Source organism: Luteibacter sp. (genome assembly GCF_051958795.1).
Lineage (GTDB): Bacteria > Pseudomonadota > Gammaproteobacteria > Xanthomonadales > Rhodanobacteraceae > Luteibacter.
Genome location: NZ_JBQCFT010000309.1, coordinates 1 through 19,525, shown reverse-complemented (window position 1 = coordinate 19,525; position 19,525 = coordinate 1). Strand labels below are relative to the sequence as shown.

The following is a 19,525-nucleotide window of genomic DNA, read 5'->3' as shown; positions in this document are numbered from 1 at the left end:
CGGATGGCCTGCTCATCGCTCATGCGTCGAGTTTCGATCTGGCGCGACGCTGCGTCTTGGAGCCGCGTGTGGCCACGCAACGTGGCCACACGCGCTGGAGCTTGCCCGGCTTACTTCGGCGTCAGGTGGAACAGGCCACCCGGCTGCGCATCCTGCAGGATCCACAGCGAGCCATCCGGCGCTTCCTCGACATCGCGGATACGCTTGCCGAGGTCCCAGCGCTGGACCGCGGTGGCGCCACCCTTGCCATCGAACGTGACGCGGATGAGCCCCATGCTGACGAGGCCGCTGACCAAGGCGCTGCCCTTCCACTTCGGGAACAGCGTGCCCTTGTAGAACATGAGATTGCCCGGCGCGATCACTGGCACCCAGTAAATCACCGGTTTCACCAGATCCGGGCGGGTGTCGGGGCTGGGGATGGGCACGCCGTCGTAGTTCATGCCGTACGAAACCAGCGGCCAGCCGTAATTCTTGCCGCGCTCGACGAGATTCAGTTCGTCACCGCCGCGCGGGCCGTGCTCGAGTTCCCACAACTTTCCATCCGGACCGAAGGCGAGACCGTACGGGGTGCGGAAGCCGGTGGCCCAGATTTCGGCCGGTGCGAGGTTCGGGCCCGGGAACGTGTAGGTGCTGACGACAGGGGCCGTCTTGGCCGCCTCGGTGTTCTTCGCCGGATCGATCAACGGCACCGTGCGGGCGCCTTCCTTGCCGGCTCCGGGGTTGCCCGGCGCGGGCTTGCCGTCCAGGGTCAGGCGAAGGATCTTGCCCAGGGTCTGATCGGGATCCTGCGCGGGGGTGAAGCGCTGGCGATCACCGACGGTGAGGAAGAGGTACTTTCCGTCGGGCGAGAAAGCGATCGCGGCGCCGGCCTGGCCGCCTTTACCGGTGGGCAACTGGCGCCACAGCACTTCGAAGTTCTCGAGTTTCGCCTGATTGCCTTCCATGACGAGCTGGCCCCGGCCCAACGCCAGGCCGCCGCCGTAATCACCGGGCGCCACATAGGTCAGGTACACGTTGTGATCGCGGGCGTAGTGGGGCGAAAGGTAAACGCCCAGCATGCCGTTCTGCCCTCCGAAATCGACCGGCGGCACGCCCTGGACCTCGGTCTTGGCGCCCTGCGGGGTCACCAGCTGCAGGCGGCCCACCTTCTCGGAGATCAGCATGCGGCTATCGGGCAGGAAGGCGATGCGCCAGGGCAGGTCGAACGTGGCGACCTGCGTCACGTTGAAGGGCAGGTCGGGATCGGACTTCTGATCCCCTGCGTTGGTCTGCGCGTGGGCGGCATTGGCTACCAGGGCTGCGAGCACGATGCCGTTGGCCAGCTTCTTCATGGGCACGTTTCCTTGCGTCGGAGTTAACCGCCACATCCTAGCGCCCGGAAAGAGGCTTGGGTGTGACGGATTCTTTAGGCGCGTGGGCAGGGTGGCTGCCGGGTGTCGGGGCCTGCACAAAACGGTGACAAGACCTCCACCGAGCGGGGCGAACCCTCGGGTCTCTGCCTGGAGGACGCCTCCATGAACCTGCGCAGCTTTGCGATCCTGGCCGTCTTACCGGCCACGGCCTGGGGCCAATCGTCGTTCGACGATGTCAGGAACCAGCGGTCCACTGATCCGTTTGCTGTCAGCGCTTGCCGTGACAGCGTCGCTACCGAGGTCCGCTCGCGGCAACCGATGGCGGGGAACGTACAGGTCACCGATGCGGATGCTTCATCAGCGGGCTCGACGAGGACGGATGTTTCCGGGAAGGGGACGTTTAGTGGAACTGCAGGGGCGGCGCATGACTTCACCTTCAGGTGCAGCTATGACTTGCAGAAGCAGGCGACGACGAGTGTTTCTGTAATGCTTTAGGAACGGCAATGGCTACGGCATATGTGACGTTGCCTATGCCATTCGCCGCCTGACCGGCTCAGGCACATAAAGCGTACACACCCCCGCAACAAGCAGGCTAACCCCACCTAGCCCAAGCGCCCAGATCGGCTGGTTGTGGAAGCACAACCGCAGCAACATCCCCAGAATGCTTGCGGCGAGTACCTGCGGAATCACGATGAAGAAATTGAAGATCCCCATGTATACGCCCATCTTCGCCGTGGGCAGATGATCGGAAAGCAGCGCGTATGGCAGCGAGAGAATCGAAGCCCACGCAAAGCCGACGCCTACCATGGAAGCCAGCAGCCACCGTGGCTCGCGGATGTACAGGAACGAGAGCAGGCCGGCGCCGCCGAGGCACAGGTTCACGAGGTGGCTCATGCGCAACCCCCACCGGCGAACCATCAGCGGGATGACGACGGCCGCCAACGCGCCGAAGCCATTGTAGGCGGCGAACAGCACGCCAACCCAGTTGGCCCCTTCGTTATAGAGCGCGGAGCCCGTGTCGGACGTGCCATAAATCGTCTGTGTCACACCTGCCGTCGCGTAGATCCACATGCCGAACAGTGCAAACCACGAGAACAGCTGCACACCGGCCATCCGGCGCATCGCCTCAGGCATGCCGTAGAGATCGCCAATCACCTCGCGCAGCATTCCGCGGCTGCTCGTGCGGCTCAGCCAGGTCAATAGCAGGCCGAACGCGATCAGTCCGCCGGCAAGCAGGTAGACCTCTTTCTCCAGCGAAAAATACCGGATCGCGCACAGCACCACGGCACCGGCCAGCATGAGCACGCATCCAGGCATAACGGCTCGCGACACGTCGACTGGCGGTCGCTCGGGCACGGCATCGGCGAACGAACGTAGCTGCGCCGGCGTGTACTCGCGAGTGGTAAACATGGTCCACAGCACCGCGCCAAGGAGTACCGCGCCGCCCACGTAAAAGGCGTACTTCACTGTGTCCGGGATGCCACCGTCGGCTGCCACGTTGGCGACGCCGAGGCGTGCCAGACCCCACGGCAACAACGAGGCAACCACCGCACCGGCGCCGATGAAGAAACTTTGCATCGCAAAACCAGCCGGGCTCTGTTGCGTCGGCAACTGGTCACCGACCAGGGCACGGAATGGCTCCATCGAGACATTGATCGAGGCATCCAGGATCCAGAGCAGCCCGGCCGCCATCCACAGCTCCGGCGTGTTCGGCATCCACAGCAGGGCGAGCGAGGCGAACACGGCGCCGGCAAGAAAGTACGGCCGGCGTCGACCGAGCCGGTTCCAGGTGCGGTCGGAGTAGTGCCCGACAATCGGCTGGACGATGAGCCCCGTCAGCGGCGCGGCGATCCACAGGGCAGGGATGTCGTTCAAGTCCGCGCCAAGAGTCTGGAAGATCCGGCTGACGTTCGCGTTCTGCAGCGCCAGGCCGAACTGGAGGCCAAGGAAGCCGAAGCACATGTTCCAGATCTGCCAGAACGAGAGCGTGGAACGCCTCGTCACCGGTGCCTGCGTCGGTTCGGCGCCATCCCGTACGGGGTAGCTACACCCGTCAGGGACACGCTCAGCGCGCACGTGGCTGGCCCGCGCGGGGGTTGATGCAGCTCATGGGTTCCTCCTCCACGCGCAGTTATGTCACGCCGGAGCGGATCCCGCATGCTGCAATTGCAGCATCGGCACCGGAGGCCGCGCTTGAAAAGCGGACGATCCTGACGGCATAGTCATTGGACAGTGCAAGCACAGCGGAGAATCCATGCGGGTACGCCTTGAAGATGTGGCGCGTAAGGCGGGTGTCTCGCCCAAGACGGTGTCACGCGTACTCAATGACGAGGCCAACGTCACCGATGCCACGCGCGGGCGCGTGCGTGCCGCCATGGAGGCGATGGATTACCGCCCGAACCCCTCGGCGCGCAGCCTGGCGGGCAATCGTTCGTTCGTGATCGCGATGCTGTACGACAACAACGACAACCCGGCATCGACCTACCTGGCCGAGATCCAGGACGGGGTGCTCGAGGCCTGCGACGCACAGCGCTACAGCATGATGCTGCGCCCGCTGCGCATGCGAGACAGCGACTTCATCCGGCGTGTCGATGCCCTGATCTCCGACCACCATCCCGATGGCGTGGTGCTCACCCCACCCATCACCGACTACGCGCCGCTGTTGAAGCGTCTGCGCGAACTCAACGTGCCGTACGCCAGTGTGTCGCCCATGCGGCGCGGCAAGACCCTGGGCGTCACGATGGACGAGCAGCGCGCGGCACGCGCGATGGTCGAGCACCTCATCGGCCTGGGCCACCGGCGCATCGCCCACGTCATCGGCATTGCGAACCACGGTGCCAGCCGCTGGCGACTGGCGGGGTACCGCGAAGCGATGGAGGCCGCCGGCCTCCGCGAGGATCCGGCGTTGGTGGTGCAAGGCGCGTTTACCTTTGCCTCGGGCGTGGAGGCGGCGCGGCAGCTGTTCTCCTTGCGGAAGCGGCCGACGGCAGTCTTCGCCGCCAACGACGACATGGCCACCGGCGTCATGTGGGCGGCAGGCGAGTACGGCCTGAAGGTGCCCAACGACGTATCGGTCTGTGGTTTCGACGATACGCCGCTCTCACGCCAGCTCTGGCCGGCGCTCACCACCATCCAGCAGCCCAGCCGCGAGATGGGCAAGATCGCCGCGGAGCAACTGCTGACCGACCTGCGCGGGCAGGGCACCGGGCGGCTGGTGCAGATACCTTTCTCCCTGCAGGTTCGCGGCTCGACCGCAGCCGCCCCCTGAAACACCAAACCCGGCCGGGCGCGGCCATGGCTATGCTGCATAGCAAATTGACAGCGCTGTCATTCGTGCCAGTATCCGGTCCGGAAGCGTGCCATGGGTGCGCACGCAAGGAGCCTTGCCGTGCCATTGCTGCAGTCGTCGGGCTTGTTTTCGCGAAGGATTCCCGTGGCGCTGGCGATGGCCGGCCCCTTGCTCATGACCGCTCCAGCCACGGCAGACGACATGGCCACTGCAAACCCGGCCTCGTGGCCCAAAGCCGCGTCGCCGTTGCCACGCGATCCCGCAATCGAGTCTCGGATCCGCGATCTGCTCGCGAAGATGTCCGTCGAAGACAAGGTCGGCCAGATGATCCAGGCCGACATCAAGAGCGTCACGCCCGAGGACGTCCGCGAGTACCGGCTGGGCTCGGTGCTTGCCGGCGGTAACTCGAAGCCGCCGGGGCATCCGTTCCCGGATGCATCGCACTGGCAGGCGCTGTCGGACGCGTTCTACCGCGCATCCATGGATAGTTCGAAGGGACGGCTGGCCATTCCCGTGCTCTTCGGCATCGACGCCGTGCATGGGCACAACAACCTCGTCGGTAGCACGCTTTTTCCGCAGAACTCCGCGCTGGGCGCGACGCGTGATCCTGCGTTGATCCACGAGATCGGCGAGGTCACCGCAAGAGAGCTGCGCGCAAGCGGCATCAGCTGGACCTTCGCGCCCACGCTCACCGTGCCGCAGGACGTGCGCTGGGGCCGCGCCTATGAAGGCTATTCGCAGGACCCGGCGCTGGTCGCTAAGTACGCCGCGGCGGTGATCGGCGGCCTGGAAGGCAAGCCAGGCACGCCGCAGTTCCTCGACGCCGCCCATGTCATCGCTACCGCCAAGCACTTCCTAGGCGATGGCGGCACCCACGAGGGCAAGGACCAGGGCGATGCCCGGATCAGCGAGGCCACGCTCCGCGACATCCATGGGGCAGGCTATCCGCCCGCGATCAACGCTGGCGTGCAGGTGGTCATGGTCTCGTTCTCCAGTTGGAACGGGGTCAAGATGGCGGGCAACACGTCGCTGATCAGCGGTGTCCTGAAGGAACGCATGGGCTTCGATGGGATCGTGCTGGGTGACTGGAACGCCCACGGCCAGGTGCCGGGCTGCACCAACGAGAGCTGTGCTACTGCGTACAACGCCGGACTCGACATGCTCGAGGCGCCCGACTCGTGGAAAGGGCTCTATAAGAACACCCTGGCCCAGGTGAAAGCCGGCCTGATCCCGATAAGCCGCGTGGACGATGCTGTCACCCGCATCCTGCGCGTCAAGCTGCGCCTGGGTATGTTCGAAGCCGGGCTGCCTTCAGCCAACGCACTGGCGGTGCGATCAGCGGAAGTGGTCGGAAGTCCCTCGCACCGTGCGGTGGCTCGTCGCGCCGTACGCGAATCGCTCGTCCTGCTGAAGAACAACGGCAGCGTCCTGCCTATCGATCCGCGCAAGCGCGTGCTGGTCGCCGGCGATGGCGCCGACAACATCTCCAGGCAGAACGGCGGATGGACGCTGGGATGGCAGGGAACAGGCCTTACCAATGCCAATTTCCCGGGTGCGACCTCCATATGGGCTGGCCTGCGCGGCCAGATTGAAACCGCCGGTGGCCACGCCGAACTCGCCCCGGAAGGCGACTACACGCAGAAACCCGACGTCGCCATCGTAGTGTTCGGCGAAGACCCATACGCTGAGTTCCAGGGCGACTTGCCGAACCTCGCCTACCGCCCGGGCAACGATCGCGACCTCGATCTGCTCCGCAAGCTTCGTGGGCAGGGCATACCCGTGGTGGCGGTGTTCCTGACAGGCCGGCCGCTGTGGATGAATCGCGAGATCAACGCCGCCGATGCGTTCGTCGTGGCGTGGCTCCCGGGCAGCGAAGGGGAGGGCATTGCCGATGTCCTGCTACGCACTCGCGACGGCCGCGTCGCATACGACTTCCACGGCAAGCTTGCCTATACGTGGCCGCGCAACGCGCTGCAGGTCACCGGCGCCATTGCCCAGGGCGATCGACCGCAGTTCCCCTACGGCTTCGGGCTGACGTACGCCACCACGAAGCCGACCCAGCCGCTGCCCGAGGACCCCGGCGTCGAACTCAGTTCCGCGCAAGCGGGCGTCTACTTCACGAGGGGCAAGCCGGCTCACGATTTCGCAGTGAGCCTCATTGGCGCCAATGGCGCAGCCACGCAGGTGACTGCGACGCCGGCCGCCACTGCTGATGGCAGTCTTCGTATCAGCGCGCTCGATTACAAGGCGCAGGAGGATGCACGTAGCCTCAACTGGTCCGGTGCCGGCAGCGCGGCTTCGAGCATCGCACTGGTGGCGCCTGCGCCGCTCGATGTGGATCGTGAGACCAATGGCGACGTGCTCCTGGTTACGACTCTAAAGGTGGGCCAGGTTTCGGCGGACGATACATCGACCATTGGCGTTGGCTGCGGTAGCGGCTGCATGGGCGTTGTACCGGTCGGCAATCAACTCGCAGCCTTGCCGCGTGGACAGTGGTTGCGCGTGGGGATCCCGTTGAAGTGCTTCCGCGACGCCGGCGCGAACATGAGCAAGGTCGAGCGGCCTTTCGAATGGGCCAGCCATTCCGCGGCGCAGATCGCGATTACGGATGTGTCGTTGGGCACCGTGGTGGATCGTACGCTTGATTGCCCGGCGCATGGCGGCAAACCGTGACGTGGTTCCGCTATCTCACTGCGGCACGTACCGGATGAACGGTCTGGGCGCCCAGACGTCCATTGGCCCTGCAACATTGGCAGCGTAGTGAAGGGTTGGAAGGTCGCCCCAGAGCGCTATGGGAACGGATTGGGACGACACGGAAAGCTTGCTGCCCTGCGGCAAGCTTTCCCGGCAACAGAGTTCTATGATCGACAAATGACAGCGCTGTCATTACGACAGGGGCGGCGCCGGGGATGGGGAAGTCTTGCCATGGCCGTCGCGCACGACAGGCCGCACAGATCCAGGTGATCGAGGGAGAGCCAGATGAATCTGCGTCACAAGCTGATGTATGTCGCCGTATCGCTCGCATTCGCTCCCGGCACGCTGCTCGCGGCGGACCAGGACACAACGGCGCAAGCGCCGTCATCCAGCAACCAGCAAGCCGCCGATAAGGCGGACAAAAAGGTCCAGAACCTGGATGCCATCTCCGTGTCCGCCACCAAGCGCGATACGCCGCTGCAGAAGACGCCCGTCGCGGTAACGGCGATCGCCGTGGACACGCTCGACAGGGAGCGGGTCATGACGGTGCAGGACCTGACCAAACTGGTCCCGGGCCTGCAGGGCACCTCGCAGGGCGACCACGGCGTCGTAACGCTCACGCTGCGCGGCATCGGCAACGACAGCGCCAAGACCGAGTACGCCGATCCCGAAGTCGCCACGTTCGTCGACGGCATCTATGCACCACGCGCCGAGGCGGCATCGGGCTTGCTGCTGGACATGGATGGCGTCGAAATCCTGCGTGGCCCGCAGGGCACGCTGTGGGGCCGCAACTCGACCGCGGGCGCGATCAGCTTCCAGACCGCCAAGCCGGAGATCGGCGCGGGCTTCTACGGCAATGCGCAGCTGGGTGCGGGTAACTATCACCAATTCGGCTCGCGCGCCGCCTTCAACCTGCCCATCAGCGATACCTTCGCGATGCGTGTCGCCGTGGTTCATGAGCAGCACGACGGCTATGTCGATTATCAGAAACCCTCGGGTCAGCTGCCCAGCCTCGCCGACCAGCAGGCGGCCTATCTCGCTTCGCCGGCTTCCGGTGGAACCCTGGCCGGTTTCAAGCCCATCGATCCGGGCCAGTACGTGCAGGGCGGCGACAAGTACAACGCGCAGGACCAGTCGGCCGCGCGCGTCAGCGCGCTGTGGCAGCCCAGCGATGCGTTCAAGTGGAACCTGTCGTACGAGTACTTCATCGACCGCGGCACGCCCAGCATGAGCCTCATGCAGACGCCACGCGACGGGCAGAAGTTCTGGTCGGCGCTGATCGATACCGCGCCGTACCTGCACCGCACCTCAAGCACGGTGCGCAGCCGCATGGACTGGAACATCAATGACGGGATGCAGCTCAGCTACATCGCCGGTTACAACCACTACTCCGGCCAGAGCGATTTCGACCAGGATGTGGGCGTCAGCGTACCGACCAGCTTCACGACCAACGGCGTGTACCAGGACGATCGTACCAACAGCTCCACGTACACGAACTGGAGCCAGGAGATCAACCTGAAATCCACCGGTCCGCAGACCGTGGACTGGATCCTCGGTGCGTACTACGGCTACGAAGACAACAGCATCCGCTTCGACATTCCCATCATGAACGGCACGCGCTACGGCACGGTGAGCTGGCAGGGATCGTTCATCCAGCCGAAGGAGACGGTCGAATCGTATGCCTTGTTCGGCCAGGCCACCTGGCATCTCAGCGATCACTGGCGCCTTACCGGCGGCGCGCGCTGGTCTCATGACGACAAGGAGAACAAGGGCGGCATCAACTGGGGCTGGGCGTATGACCCGGCCGTGCCGCAGGTGCCGATCTCCCCGGACGTCTATCCGGATCCGTCGAATGGCTTCAGCATCTCGCAGCGGAACACCGCCAAATACAGCAAGGGCAAGCCTACGTGGCTGGTCCGGCTGGATACCGATGTCAGTGAGAACGGGCTGCTCTACGCCAGCGTTTCCACCGGCTACAAGTCGGGCGGCACGCAGGATGCCGGCACGCTGTACAAACCCGAGACACTGACCAACTACGAGGTCGGCAGCAAGTTCGTCTTCCTCGAGGGCCACCTGACCTGGAACTCGGCCGTCTACTACGAGAACTTCAAGAACTTCCAGCTCTCTGCGCCCATCGTGTATCCCGATGGCAACCACGGCCTGGGCTTCTCCAACGTGGGCGGCAGCACCAAGGTCTTCGGCATCGAATCGGAACTGGCGTACCAGCAGAAGGGCGATCGCTTCAACCTGATCTTCTCGGCCATCCCAAAAAAGGAGCTCGGCAAGCTCGTCTACGCCGGCTCCAACGACTACCAGGGCCTGCCCGCATGCCCGCCGGAATCCAACCTCGCCAATTGCGCGAACGTCACCGGCAATGACCTGCCGCATGCACCGAACTTCTCGCTCACGGCCATCTATGAGCACGATTTCCAGCTTGGTAACGGCGGACGCCTGACGCCTCGCCTCAGCGCGCAATACCAGAGCGCACAGTGGCTGAGCTACTTCAACCTGGGCTCGGGTGACCGGCAGAAGGCATACACGCGTGGGGACGTGGCACTACGGTACAGCGAGCCGGGCGACAAGTGGTGGGTCAATGGCTACGTGCAGAACGTCTCGAACGGGAAGATCCGGACCAGCGCCGGCCGCTTCCTGATGTCGGACGGCTCGCTACAGTACGTGTCGCAGTACCTCGCGCCACGCACCTACGGTATCCAGCTGGGCGTGTGGCTCTGACACCATGGCACGCCTGAAGAAGATCCTGGTCGTGGGCGGCGGTACGGCAGGCTGGTTGGCGGCGTGCTACCTCGCCAAGGCCGTCCGCGCCATCGATCCGCTCAGCGTCCAGGTGCATCTGCTGGAGTCTCCGGACATCGGCCTGCTCGGGGTGGGGGAGGCGACGTTTCCTTCCATCCGCGGCACGCTGGCGGCGATCGGACTCGATGAGCGCCGTTTCCTGGTCGGTGCTACCGCCACGTACAAACAGGGGATCCACTACCGCCACTGGGTGCGGCCACCTGGCACGCCGGGGGCCGCCCACTTCTTCCATCCGTTCAATGCCCCCAGCCAACGGCCCGGTGGCCCCGAGCTACTACCGTACTGGCTGCTCGGTGCCGCCGCACCCGGCATGGCGTTCGCCGATGCGGTGTCGATGCAGGGGACGGTTGTGGATGGTTTCCGAGCTCCGAAGCGCGTGAAGGACGGCGACTACCAGGGCCCGATGAACCACGCCTTCCATTTCGATGCCGCGTGCTTCGCACGGGTGTTGGCGGAGCACGGCCAGGAGACGCTAGGCGTCGTGAGGCATGTCGCCACGGTGGAGCGCGCCGAGCTCGACGAACACGGAGCCATCGCACGCGTGGTCACGAAGGAGAAGGGCGAGTTCATCGCCGATCTCTATGTGGATTGCACCGGCCTGCGCGGATTGCTGATCGGCAACACCATGCAGTCTCCCTTCCGCAGCCGCGCGGACGTGCTCTTCGCGGATCGCGCGGTCGCCATGCAGGTACCATACGACACGCCCGATGCGCCGATCCCGTCGTACACGATCTCCACCGCCCAGGAGGCGGGCTGGATCTGGGACATCGGCCTGCAGAAGCGGCGTGGGGTGGGCTATGTGTACTCGTCGCGACATGCCGACGACGACCGGGCCGAAACGGTATTCCGCGAATACCTGGGCAAGGCCGGGAAGGACGCCAGGGCCATGCACATCAAGTTCGAGACCGGCTACCGGCCGGAACACTGGCGCAAGAACTGCGTGGCGGTGGGGCTGGCTGGCGGCTTCGTCGAGCCGCTGGAATCCACCGGCATCGCCCTGATCGAACTGGCAACGTACCTGCTGACGCACCTTCTGCCGGGCGACACACATGACATGGAAGGCGCTGCGCGTCACTTCAACGACATGATGGTCGCGCGCTACGACCGCATCATCGACTTCATCAAGATGCATTACTGCCTGAGCCAGCGTCGCGATTCCGCGTTCTGGATCGAAAACAGCGACGCCGCGAGCATTCCGCCTACGTTGCAGGACAAGCTGGCGAAGTGGAAGCATCGGCCACCGCACCGCCTGGATTTCATCACCGACCTGGAGATGTTCATGCCGTGCAGCTGGCAGTACATCCTTTACGGGATGGAGTTCCATACCGACCTCGAGCCCATGCGCAGCGCTTACCCGCACATGGAGATCGCGAGGGAAGAGTTCGCGATGATCCAGCAAGCGGCGATCCGGGCGCTCGCGGATCTGCCGGATCACCGGACGCTGGTGGAGCAGTTGTGCGGGGAGCATGTGGGGCGCGTTTCGGGATCTGGCATTCGGGCTGTAGGCCACTGACACCTACCACCTTCGTATGATGTTTCGCCCGGCACAGCGGGCTATCGTCTACGGAAGGTTGCCATTGGCGGCCGGCCCATCGATCAGCCCGGGAGTCGATATCATGAAGTTGCCGCAACTCGTTTGTGCCGTGCTGCTTTCCGCTCCCTTCGCTGCCTTTGCCGCGCCTGCGCAGGACCAGGCGCTGGTGACCCCGAAGGTGGTTATCGCTGACCACAGCCTGCCGAAGGCGACGGCGCAGGCCAATGAGCTTGCCGCGCGCCGCTACGACAGCTTCTGGAACAACGGCGATGAGTCGCTGGCCCGGGCCGCATTGTCGCCCCAGTTCGTCGACCGCACGCTGCCGCCGGGGCGAGCTCAGGGTGTGGAAGGTCCGCTGGCCGCATCGCGTGCGTTCCGCGCGGCGGTGCCCGACCTCACCTGCCAGGTTGAACAGATGCTGCTGGTCGGTGACCGCGTCGTGTCGCATCTCCATTTCACCGGGCATTTCACCGGCACCTTCCAGGGGATTCAGGGACACGGGCAAGCGGTGGATTTCATCGCCACGGATATCTACCGCATGGCCGATGGCCGCATAACAGACAACTGGCACCTCGAGGACAACCTCACCCTGCTCAATCAGCTGGGTGCCATCAAGCATTGAAGTCTGTTGACGAGTAGATGGAGCGGGAAGGGAAGACGTTCGACGCTATCGAACGTCTGCACCCAACACGCCGAACGTAGGTTGGCGGCAAACGCGTATTCTCCATTCGAAGGCGCTGTTCCGGCGCCCCCTGACAGGAGATGCTTCGATGGTACGTTTGTTCGCCCCGCGATCCATGGCCCGGTTCCTTGCCGCCGCCGTCTTGCTTGCCGGCGTTAGTGCACCCGCCCTGGCCGATGTGACCCCGCTGCCTGCGTCGTTCCATACCGAAGACATCCCTGTCAATGGCGCCACCATCCATGTCCGTGTCGGCGGCCACGGCCCCGGCGTCGTCCTTCTGCACGGTTTCGGCGATACCGGCGACATGTGGGCGCCACTTGCCATCGACCTGGCACGAGACCACACGGTGGTCATCCCTGACCTTCGTGGCATGGGTCTCTCGTCCCACCCCGATGGAGGCTATGACAAAAAGAACCAGGCTGCCGATGTCCGCGCGGTGCTAACGAAGCTGGGCGTCGATAACGCCGTGGTGGTTGGTCACGACATCGGTACAATGGTTGCGTACGCGTATGCGGCGCGCTACCCCGACAAGACGACCAAACTTGTGGTGATGGACGCGCCGGTACCGGGCATCCCGCCGTGGAACGACATCGTCCGCTCGCCTCTGCTGTGGCACTTCGATTTCGGTGGTCCCGATATGGAGCGTCTGGTCGCGGGACGCGAGCGCATTTATCTCGATCGCTTCTGGAACGAATTCGCCGGCACGCCCGCCAGGATCGACGAAGGCACCCGCCAGCACTACGCGGCGCTCTACGCCCAGCCGGGCGCCATGCACTCGGCATTCGCACAGTTCCGCGCCATTCGTACCGATGCCGTCGATAACAAGGATGCCGGCACGCACAAGCTGACCATGCCGGTGCTTGCGATCGGCGGCGAGAAGTCGTTTGGTGAAAACGAAGCTATCGTCATGCGCAACGCAGCGGATCACGTCACTGGCCTGGTCGTGGCCGGGTCGGGGCATTGGCTGATGGAGGAGGCCCCGACCGTCACGATTCACGCCATCCGAGAATTTATCGATGGGCAAACCGTGACTGGGGCGACGACTAACTAATCCGGCCAAGGCGCGGGTGGCCAAGCCACGCCCCGCCCATTGGCTAGGGTGCTCAAACAAAAGCTGGATCATGTTGGGCGAGCCGGCACCAGCGCCATGACGGTCCAGCCCGGACGCGGATCGAGCGGGCCCCGTCCCGTCGCTACTCGCAAAACACCACGTGGATCGATCGCGAAAAGCAGAATCGCATGGCTTTCGTTCTGCGCAACCAGCGCGTCCCAGTCAAAGGTCTCAGTCAGCCGCGTGGTGGCAATCCGCCACCCGTCCTGCAGCAGGTCGTCAAAGCGGGCATGGGTCATGTCCTCGGAAAATAGGGCAGGGGCCACGAGACTGCCGGCGAGGGAGGCTCGCCCATGGCTTTCCTCAGGGGACAGGTTGCGTAAACGGAACACCTTATCCCGCCCGAACTCCTCCCGATAATGGACGCTCACCAGGGAATTGAGTTCGCGATGGGTCGACATGGCCAGCAAATGGCCGATGCCGGACAGGTCGAGGTTGCGATCGGCTGCCTGGGAGACGGGATTTCCGAAGAAGGTGGGAATGCCTTCCATGCGGGCCGTACGGATGCCATGCCAGTCGTCGTCTGCCACCACCACGCGCAGCGCGCCTGTCGCATGCAGCGCACGGGCGATCTCCAGGGCCACCCGATTGGCTCCGTAGACCAGGATGCCATCCGGCTCCGGTTCGGCCACCCGCAGCCATCGCGCGAGCGGGCGGGCCGTCGCGCTCTGGAATACCACGGTTCCGATAATCATCAGGAAGACCAGCGGCACGAGCCGGTCGGCCCCGGTCATGCCGGTCTTCTCCAGTCGCAGCGCGAAGAGCGCAGAGACCGAGGCGGCGACGATGCCTCGCGGGGCCACCCAGCCGATGAGTGCACGCTCCCGCCAGGTGAGGCCACTTCCCATACTTGATACAAGCACTGAAAGTGGGCGGATGAGCAGCTGGGCAAGGGCGAAGATGGCAATGCCCGAGAACAATGCGCCATCCGGCAAAGGCCACGGGAGCCGTGCAGCGAGAAGAATGAACAGGGAGGACACCAGGAGGGTCGTCAGGTGCTCCTTGAAATCCATGATGTCTTCGATATGCACGTCCTTCATGTTGCCCAACGCGATACCCATGAGCGTCACGGCCAACAGCCCTGATTCGTGCGCGAGACTATTGGAGAGGCTGAAGGTCAGCAGCACAGCTGCGAGGGTGCCGAAATTCTGGAGATACTCCGGAATCCAGTGGCGGCGGAGGAGGTTGCCGTGGATCCAGGCGGCAGCGCCACCCACGGCGGCGCCCGCGACGACGGTGCCCAGGAAGACTCCCAGGGAGTGGCCCTCCCGATGCGAGACAATGGCTTCAAACACGAGGACGGCGAACAGCGCACCGATCGGGTCGATGACAATGCCCTCCCAGCGCAGCACGTTCGCAATACGGGCATTGGGCCGGACGGTACGCAGCATGGGCGCGATGACCGTCGGGCCGGTCACGCAGGTCAACGCTCCAAACAGGAACGAGAGTTCCCAGCCAAGGCCTCCGATGAAATGCGCTGCCGCCGCCAGCATAAGAAGGGCCAGGATCGCCCCATACGTAACCAGGCCGCGCACGGCCTTGCCGATGCCCTTCAGTTCATGAAAGCGGAGGGTCAGGCTGCCTTCGAAGAGAATGACGGCGACGGCCAGGGACACGACCGGAAAGAGAAGATCACCCAGGACGCGGTCTGGCTGCAGGCTGCCAGTGACGGGACCGGCGATGATGCCGACCAACAGCAGGAAAAGGATGGCAGGCAGCCTTACGCGCCAGGCAACCCACTGGCAGAGAAAGCCGATGCCAAGCATCAGCGTTAGCAGCATCCCAAGCTCGATACCCATCACACCCTGCTAATCAATGCACCGAAACGGATGCGGCGACGATCGTAACGGTAGCTTTGTGAAGGCGGCTCGTGGATATTGTCGGTTCAGGGGAGCCATAGGGGGTGCCATGAAAGCCAGGTCCGTTCTTTTCTGCGCGCTGAGCGCCGTAGCCTTCGTCGCCAGCGTCTCGGCTGGAACGCCAGCCGTCCCGGCCGCCCAGGCCATCCAGCAGACACTCGACGCGAGCGCAGCCGCCTGGTCGGCGGGGGATCTGAAGACCTTCATGGGGTGCTATGAGCATTCGCCGGCCACGCGCTTCGTGGGTGCCAGTGGCATGGTCGTTGGCTACGACGCGATCGAAGCCATGTATGCGTCGACCTATAAGAAGCCCGGCGCCAGTCTTGGCAAGCTCAGGCTCGAAGTGCTCGACGTCAAGAACCTCGGGAGTGAATACGCCTATGCGATTGCCCGCTACCACCTGAAGCCGGATACAGGCGCCGAGGTGACCGGCCTTTCGACGCTGCTATTCCACAAAGTGAGTGGACGCTGGTTGATAAACAGCGACCATAGTTCGTGAGCATGACCTTTGCATGCCCCTATAGTGACCTTTAGCCTCTATGGCACGTTATCGAACCGATCAAACGGCTTTCGATCCAACAGACAGTCGATGAATGAACCGAGCAGGGCGGGGCGATGCTGCCTGTTCGGATAGTAGAGAAACAGCCCTGGGCGCGAGATCGAGCAGTCCGCGAGGACCTGGACCAATCGTCCCTGGGCTATGAGCTCGCCCACCGCATCGCGCTCGAAATAATAGGCAATACCGAGCCCGTTCAGTGCAGCGGCAATGCCTATGTCGGGGTGATTGGTGACGACGGGGCCGTCCACCTCAACTTCGAGTGACTTCCCTCGTTTCCTGAACTCCCAGCGATAAGGCCTGCCGTCCATCTGGAGCCGCCAGTTGATGCATGCATGGTCCTGCAAATCGGCGGGTGACCTGGGTGTACCTCGCCGAGCGAGATAGTCGGGGGACGCCACGGCAACCATATCCATGTCTGGAGTGAGGCGGACGGCAACCATGTCCTTCTCGAGCCGCCCACCCACGCGGATGCCGGCGTCAAAGCGGCCAGAGACGATATCGGCAAGCGTGTCGTCGACGACGATATCGAGCACCACGTTAGGGTGGACCTGGTGGAAGCGTGACAACCGCGGCGCGATAAGGGTCCTTGCCGCGATTCCCAGCGTGTTGATGCGAATCGTACCGCTCATCTGACCGGTCGCTTCACTGGCCTCGGCGACGGCAGCAGCCATCTCCCGGAAAAGCGGAGCAACACGTGTGTAGAGCAGTTCCCCGCTTGCCGAAGGAGCAACGCTACGTGTCGTTCGATTCAGGAGGCGGGCGCCGATGCGCTCTTCAAGATGCCGAATGGTCTGGCTGAGCGCGGAAGGCGATAGGCCCAGGTGTTCCGCGGCGCGAGCGAAGCTCTTGCGCTCTACAACCGCAACGAACGCTTTCAGTTCGGCAAAGTCCGATCCGCGCATTATGTCCTGTTTCCTACATAACCCATCCCGATTCTAGGATATTAATTAAATTCATGCCGACCGCCATCCTGAGGTCATACCGACCCCATGGACCGAACGACATGAGCAAGAGCTTCGACCTTCAACTGAATGGCCTGCGGGCCGTTGTCACCGGCGGCACGATGGGCCTGGGCGCTGCCGTCGTGGAAGTCCTCACCCAGGCAGGCGCCCGGGTGGCGACGTCCGCGCGCAGCATGCCTGCGAAGCCTGTGGAAGGAGTTACTTACGTGGCTGCCGATCTGTCGACGGCAGACGGCACGACTCACCTGGCCGAGAGCATCCTGGGGGCCTGGGGTGGGATCGACATCCTGATCAATGTGCTCGGTGGTTCGCAGACGCCTGGTGGCGGTTTCGCCGCGATCAGCGATGAGCACTGGTTCGCCGAGCTGAACCTGAACCTGATGCCGGCCGTACGCCTGGATCGCGCGCTGCTGCCATCGATGCTGGCCCAGGGTGCGGGTGTCATCATCCACGTCAGCTCCATCCAGCGCGTGCTGCCCCTGCCCGAGTCCACGACGGCCTACGCAGCGGCCAAGGCGGCGCTCACCACCTACAGCAAGTCGCTGGCGAGAGAGGTGACGCCAAAGGGCGTCCGTGTGCTGAGCGTCGCGCCGGGCTGGATAGAGACCGAAGCTTCCGTTGCCCTGGCCGAGCGCATGGCCGCACAGGCGGGAACCGACTACGAAGGTGGGAAGCAGATCATCATGGATTGGCTTGGAGGCATTCCGGTTGGCCGCCCCGCAAAGCCACAGGAGGTGGCTGAGCTGATCGCGTTCCTCGCTTCTCCGCGGTCAGCCTCGATTGCAGGTGCCGAGTATCGAATCGATGGCGGGACTGTTCCTACCTTGTAATCAACGCGGATTCAAACCAGCAAGGATGAGATCGATTCCCGCCAGGAACTGCTGCCGATCGTCGTGCCCTGGAAGGTGGCCGGCGATTTCACGCAGGAACGGATACTGCTCAGCGTCCAACTCGCCCCACCTTTCGGCGATTTCTGTCAGAAGCCCTTCGCGAGTCGTTCCCTCGTGGACGCGGCGCGCGTTGGCCGCGTTCTGCGTGGCGACGCCAAAGATGTAATTCACCAGCGCCGACCAGGCGTCGAAGCGATCCTGTTGAGGAATGCCTAGCGCGACAAGGCTGCCGCCGATCGCTTCGAACACCTGCATCATGCCCACGCGCCCGGGGGAGAGCGAAAGCTGGATGCCCACCCATGGATGCGCGTCAAACGCGTCGAAGACCGCCAGTGAAACAGCGCGAATGAACTCCCGGGGCTCGGTGGCCGTGAGCTGCGTCGTTTCCACGGCAGCCGACACGATATGGTCCGCGGCGGCCGCGAGCAGCGCTTCCTTATTGGCCACGTGCCAATAGATCGCCCCGAATCCGGTTGAGAGACGCGCCGCAAGTGCGCGGAACGTAAGGGCAGCCTCGCCCTGGCTATCGAGGATCGCAATGGCGGCCTCGATGATCTGCAGTCTAGAGAGGGCTTCGGTGCGCCGTTCGGCACGGGGAGCTTTGTTGGCCATGCGCCATGTTGACACGAATGGAACACTGATCCAATAATTCGCCATCACTGGATCGTCGTTCCATTCTTGGGAGTCGTGCATGACAACGTCGGTTACGATCATCGGGGCAGGCCTTGGCGGGCTCGTGCTGGCCAGAGTCCTGCACGTTCACGGCATTCGAGCCACTGTTTTCGAGGCAGATGCGTCTCCCGCCGCCCGGATGCAGGGCGGCATGCTCGATATCCACGCCGAGGATGGGCAGGTCGCCCTCGCGGCGGCCGGCCTGACGGACGCCTTTGAGGCGCTGATCCTGGAGGGCCGGCAGGCGTTCCGCCTTCTGGATCCGGAGGGCAGGGTGCTGTTCGATAAGCCAGACGACGGCACAGGTTCTCGCCCTGAGGTACAGCGGGGAGAGCTGCGCCAGATGCTGCTGGAGTCGCTGCCGGAAGACACGGTCCAGTGGAATCGGCGCGTCAGCGACGTACGCCGGCTTGCCGATGGTCGGCATGAAGTGCGATTCGTGGACGGAACGACCACACATGCCGATCTGCTCGTGGGCGCCGATGGGGCCTGGTCGAAAGTGCGCGCGCTGGTCACCGACGTCGTACCCACGTACACGGGTACCGGTTGCATCGAGACCTACCTGTTCAACGCCGACAGCAAGCACCCGGCGACAGCGCGGGCGGTCGGCGGCGGCTCGATGGGAGCGCCCGCGACGGGCAGGGCGATCATGGCGCACCGCGAACGGGGCGACACGCTGCACGCATACGTCATGCTCGATCGGCCGAAAGAATGGTTCACGAGCGTCGACTTCGCTGATCCGGCCATGGCTGCAAATCGGGTCGCGGAAGAGTTCAAGGAGTGGGCTCCTGCATTGACCGCACTCATCACCGACAGCGATACCGCCCCCGTTCTCAGGCTGTTCCATGCGCTGCCTGTCAACCATCGCTGGGAGCGCGTACCCGGCGTCACTTTGATTGGCGACGCCGCCCACGTAACGGCACCCAACGGCGATGGCGCTAACCTCGCCATGCTCGATGGCGCGGAGTTGGGCCTGGCTCTCGCGGCTCATCCCAATGATGTCGAACAGGCGCTTCGAGAGTTCGAACATGCCATGTTCGTTCGCAGCGCGAAGTCGGCCGGGCAGGGTGTCGGGTTCTACGAGATCCTTGCTAGTGAGGATCCCGC

General features: G+C 64.0%; 15 protein-coding genes. 10 read left to right on the top strand and 5 right to left on the bottom strand.

Features of this window, described 5'->3' with window-relative positions:
- Positions 1-110: 110 nt before the first annotated feature.
- Positions 111-1,331, bottom strand: a complete 1,221-nt coding sequence (locus ACTHLF_RS15985) for a PQQ-dependent sugar dehydrogenase (RefSeq protein WP_440328502.1) — start codon at positions 1,329-1,331, stop codon at positions 111-113.
- 183 nt (positions 1,332-1,514) lie between these two features.
- Here ACTHLF_RS15985 and ACTHLF_RS15980 point away from each other — a divergent pair, with 183 nt between their 5' ends.
- Complete coding sequence (locus ACTHLF_RS15980; protein ID WP_440328500.1) at positions 1,515-1,847, top strand: hypothetical protein; 333 nt, start codon at positions 1,515-1,517, stop codon at positions 1,845-1,847.
- A gap of 33 nt (positions 1,848-1,880) precedes the next feature.
- Here ACTHLF_RS15980 and ACTHLF_RS15975 read toward each other — a convergent pair whose 3' ends face one another.
- Complete coding sequence (locus ACTHLF_RS15975) at positions 1,881-3,314, bottom strand: MFS transporter (RefSeq protein WP_440328506.1); 1,434 nt, start codon at positions 3,312-3,314, stop codon at positions 1,881-1,883.
- A 292-nt stretch (positions 3,315-3,606) separates the two neighbouring features.
- Here ACTHLF_RS15975 and ACTHLF_RS15970 point away from each other — a divergent pair, with 292 nt between their 5' ends.
- The 6 genes from ACTHLF_RS15970 (at position 3,607) to ACTHLF_RS15945 (ending at position 13,416) form a co-directional block, all read left to right on the top strand.
- Positions 3,607-4,620: a LacI family DNA-binding transcriptional regulator gene (locus ACTHLF_RS15970; protein ID WP_440328498.1), complete on the top strand. Its 1,014-nt coding sequence runs from the start codon at positions 3,607-3,609 to the stop codon at positions 4,618-4,620.
- Positions 4,621-4,815: 195 nt separating this feature from the next.
- Positions 4,816-7,314 carry a glycoside hydrolase family 3 N-terminal domain-containing protein gene (locus ACTHLF_RS15965; protein WP_440328504.1) on the top strand — a complete coding sequence of 833 codons (2,499 nt, stop codon included), beginning with the start codon at positions 4,816-4,818 and terminating at the stop codon, positions 7,312-7,314.
- 306 nt (positions 7,315-7,620) lie between these two features.
- Positions 7,621-10,068 carry a TonB-dependent receptor gene (locus ACTHLF_RS15960; protein WP_440328496.1) on the top strand — a complete coding sequence of 816 codons (2,448 nt, stop codon included), beginning with the start codon at positions 7,621-7,623 and terminating at the stop codon, positions 10,066-10,068.
- A 4-nt stretch (positions 10,069-10,072) separates the two neighbouring features.
- Positions 10,073-11,662: a tryptophan halogenase family protein gene (locus ACTHLF_RS15955; RefSeq protein WP_440328494.1), complete on the top strand. Its 1,590-nt coding sequence runs from the start codon at positions 10,073-10,075 to the stop codon at positions 11,660-11,662.
- A gap of 103 nt (positions 11,663-11,765) precedes the next feature.
- Positions 11,766-12,305, top strand: coding sequence for an ester cyclase (locus tag ACTHLF_RS15950; protein ID WP_440328492.1), 540 nt, complete (start codon positions 11,766-11,768; stop codon positions 12,303-12,305).
- A 148-nt stretch (positions 12,306-12,453) separates the two neighbouring features.
- Positions 12,454-13,416, top strand: coding sequence for an alpha/beta fold hydrolase (locus tag ACTHLF_RS15945; RefSeq protein ID WP_440328490.1), 963 nt, complete (start codon positions 12,454-12,456; stop codon positions 13,414-13,416).
- Between the two features lie 68 nt (positions 13,417-13,484).
- On the opposite strand, the gene ACTHLF_RS15940 is transcribed toward ACTHLF_RS15945, so the two are convergent.
- On the bottom strand, positions 13,485-15,275 hold the full coding sequence (locus tag ACTHLF_RS15940) for a cation:proton antiporter (protein ID WP_440328488.1): 1,791 nt from the start codon (positions 15,273-15,275) through the stop codon (positions 13,485-13,487).
- Positions 15,276-15,384: 109 nt separating this feature from the next.
- On the opposite strand from ACTHLF_RS15940, the gene ACTHLF_RS15935 reads away from it, so the two are divergent.
- Positions 15,385-15,834, top strand: a complete 450-nt coding sequence (locus tag ACTHLF_RS15935; RefSeq protein ID WP_440328486.1) for a YybH family protein — start codon at positions 15,385-15,387, stop codon at positions 15,832-15,834.
- Between the two features lie 38 nt (positions 15,835-15,872).
- Here ACTHLF_RS15935 and ACTHLF_RS15930 read toward each other — a convergent pair whose 3' ends face one another.
- The gene (locus tag ACTHLF_RS15930) at positions 15,873-16,796 is read right to left on the bottom strand and encodes a LysR family transcriptional regulator (RefSeq protein ID WP_440328484.1); all 924 of its coding nucleotides are present in this window, start codon (positions 16,794-16,796) and stop codon (positions 15,873-15,875) included.
- A 101-nt stretch (positions 16,797-16,897) separates the two neighbouring features.
- Here ACTHLF_RS15930 and ACTHLF_RS15925 point away from each other — a divergent pair, with 101 nt between their 5' ends.
- Positions 16,898-17,686 (top strand): SDR family oxidoreductase, encoded by a 789-nt coding sequence (locus ACTHLF_RS15925; RefSeq protein WP_440328483.1) that lies wholly within the window; start codon positions 16,898-16,900, stop codon positions 17,684-17,686.
- On the opposite strand, the gene ACTHLF_RS15920 is transcribed toward ACTHLF_RS15925, so the two are convergent.
- A complete protein-coding gene (locus tag ACTHLF_RS15920; RefSeq protein WP_440328481.1) occupies positions 17,687-18,460 on the bottom strand; it encodes a TetR/AcrR family transcriptional regulator in 774 nt (257 codons plus the stop codon). It abuts the gene before it with no gap.
- Here ACTHLF_RS15920 and ACTHLF_RS15915 point away from each other — a divergent pair.
- Positions 18,438-19,525, top strand: a 1,088-nt coding sequence (locus ACTHLF_RS15915) for an FAD-dependent oxidoreductase (RefSeq protein WP_440328479.1), incomplete at its 3' end; no start/stop codon positions are given. The genes ACTHLF_RS15920 and ACTHLF_RS15915 overlap by 23 nt on opposite strands.

Coding starts and splice junctions, on each gene's coding strand:
- ACTHLF_RS15930 (WP_440328484.1), bottom strand. CDS start 16,796: ATGCGCGGATCGGACTTTGCCGAACTGAAAGCGTTCGTTGCGGTTGTA.
- ACTHLF_RS15980 (WP_440328500.1), top strand. CDS start 1,515: ATGAACCTGCGCAGCTTTGCGATCCTGGCCGTCTTACCGGCCACGGCC.
- ACTHLF_RS15950 (WP_440328492.1), top strand. CDS start 11,766: ATGAAGTTGCCGCAACTCGTTTGTGCCGTGCTGCTTTCCGCTCCCTTC.
- ACTHLF_RS15925 (WP_440328483.1), top strand. CDS start 16,898: ATGAGCAAGAGCTTCGACCTTCAACTGAATGGCCTGCGGGCCGTTGTC.
- ACTHLF_RS15975 (WP_440328506.1), bottom strand. CDS start 3,314: ATGTGCTTCGGCTTCCTTGGCCTCCAGTTCGGCCTGGCGCTGCAGAAC.
- ACTHLF_RS15945 (WP_440328490.1), top strand. CDS start 12,454: ATGGTACGTTTGTTCGCCCCGCGATCCATGGCCCGGTTCCTTGCCGCC.
- ACTHLF_RS15960 (WP_440328496.1), top strand. CDS start 7,621: ATGAATCTGCGTCACAAGCTGATGTATGTCGCCGTATCGCTCGCATTC.
- ACTHLF_RS15940 (WP_440328488.1), bottom strand. CDS start 15,275: ATGGGTATCGAGCTTGGGATGCTGCTAACGCTGATGCTTGGCATCGGC.
- ACTHLF_RS15965 (WP_440328504.1), top strand. CDS start 4,816: ATGACCGCTCCAGCCACGGCAGACGACATGGCCACTGCAAACCCGGCC.
- ACTHLF_RS15920 (WP_440328481.1), bottom strand. CDS start 18,460: ATGATCGTAACCGACGTTGTCATGCACGACTCCCAAGAATGGAACGAC.
- ACTHLF_RS15935 (WP_440328486.1), top strand. CDS start 15,385: ATGAAAGCCAGGTCCGTTCTTTTCTGCGCGCTGAGCGCCGTAGCCTTC.
- ACTHLF_RS15970 (WP_440328498.1), top strand. CDS start 3,607: ATGCGGGTACGCCTTGAAGATGTGGCGCGTAAGGCGGGTGTCTCGCCC.
- ACTHLF_RS15955 (WP_440328494.1), top strand. CDS start 10,073: ATGGCACGCCTGAAGAAGATCCTGGTCGTGGGCGGCGGTACGGCAGGC.
- ACTHLF_RS15985 (WP_440328502.1), bottom strand. CDS start 1,331: ATGAAGAAGCTGGCCAACGGCATCGTGCTCGCAGCCCTGGTAGCCAAT.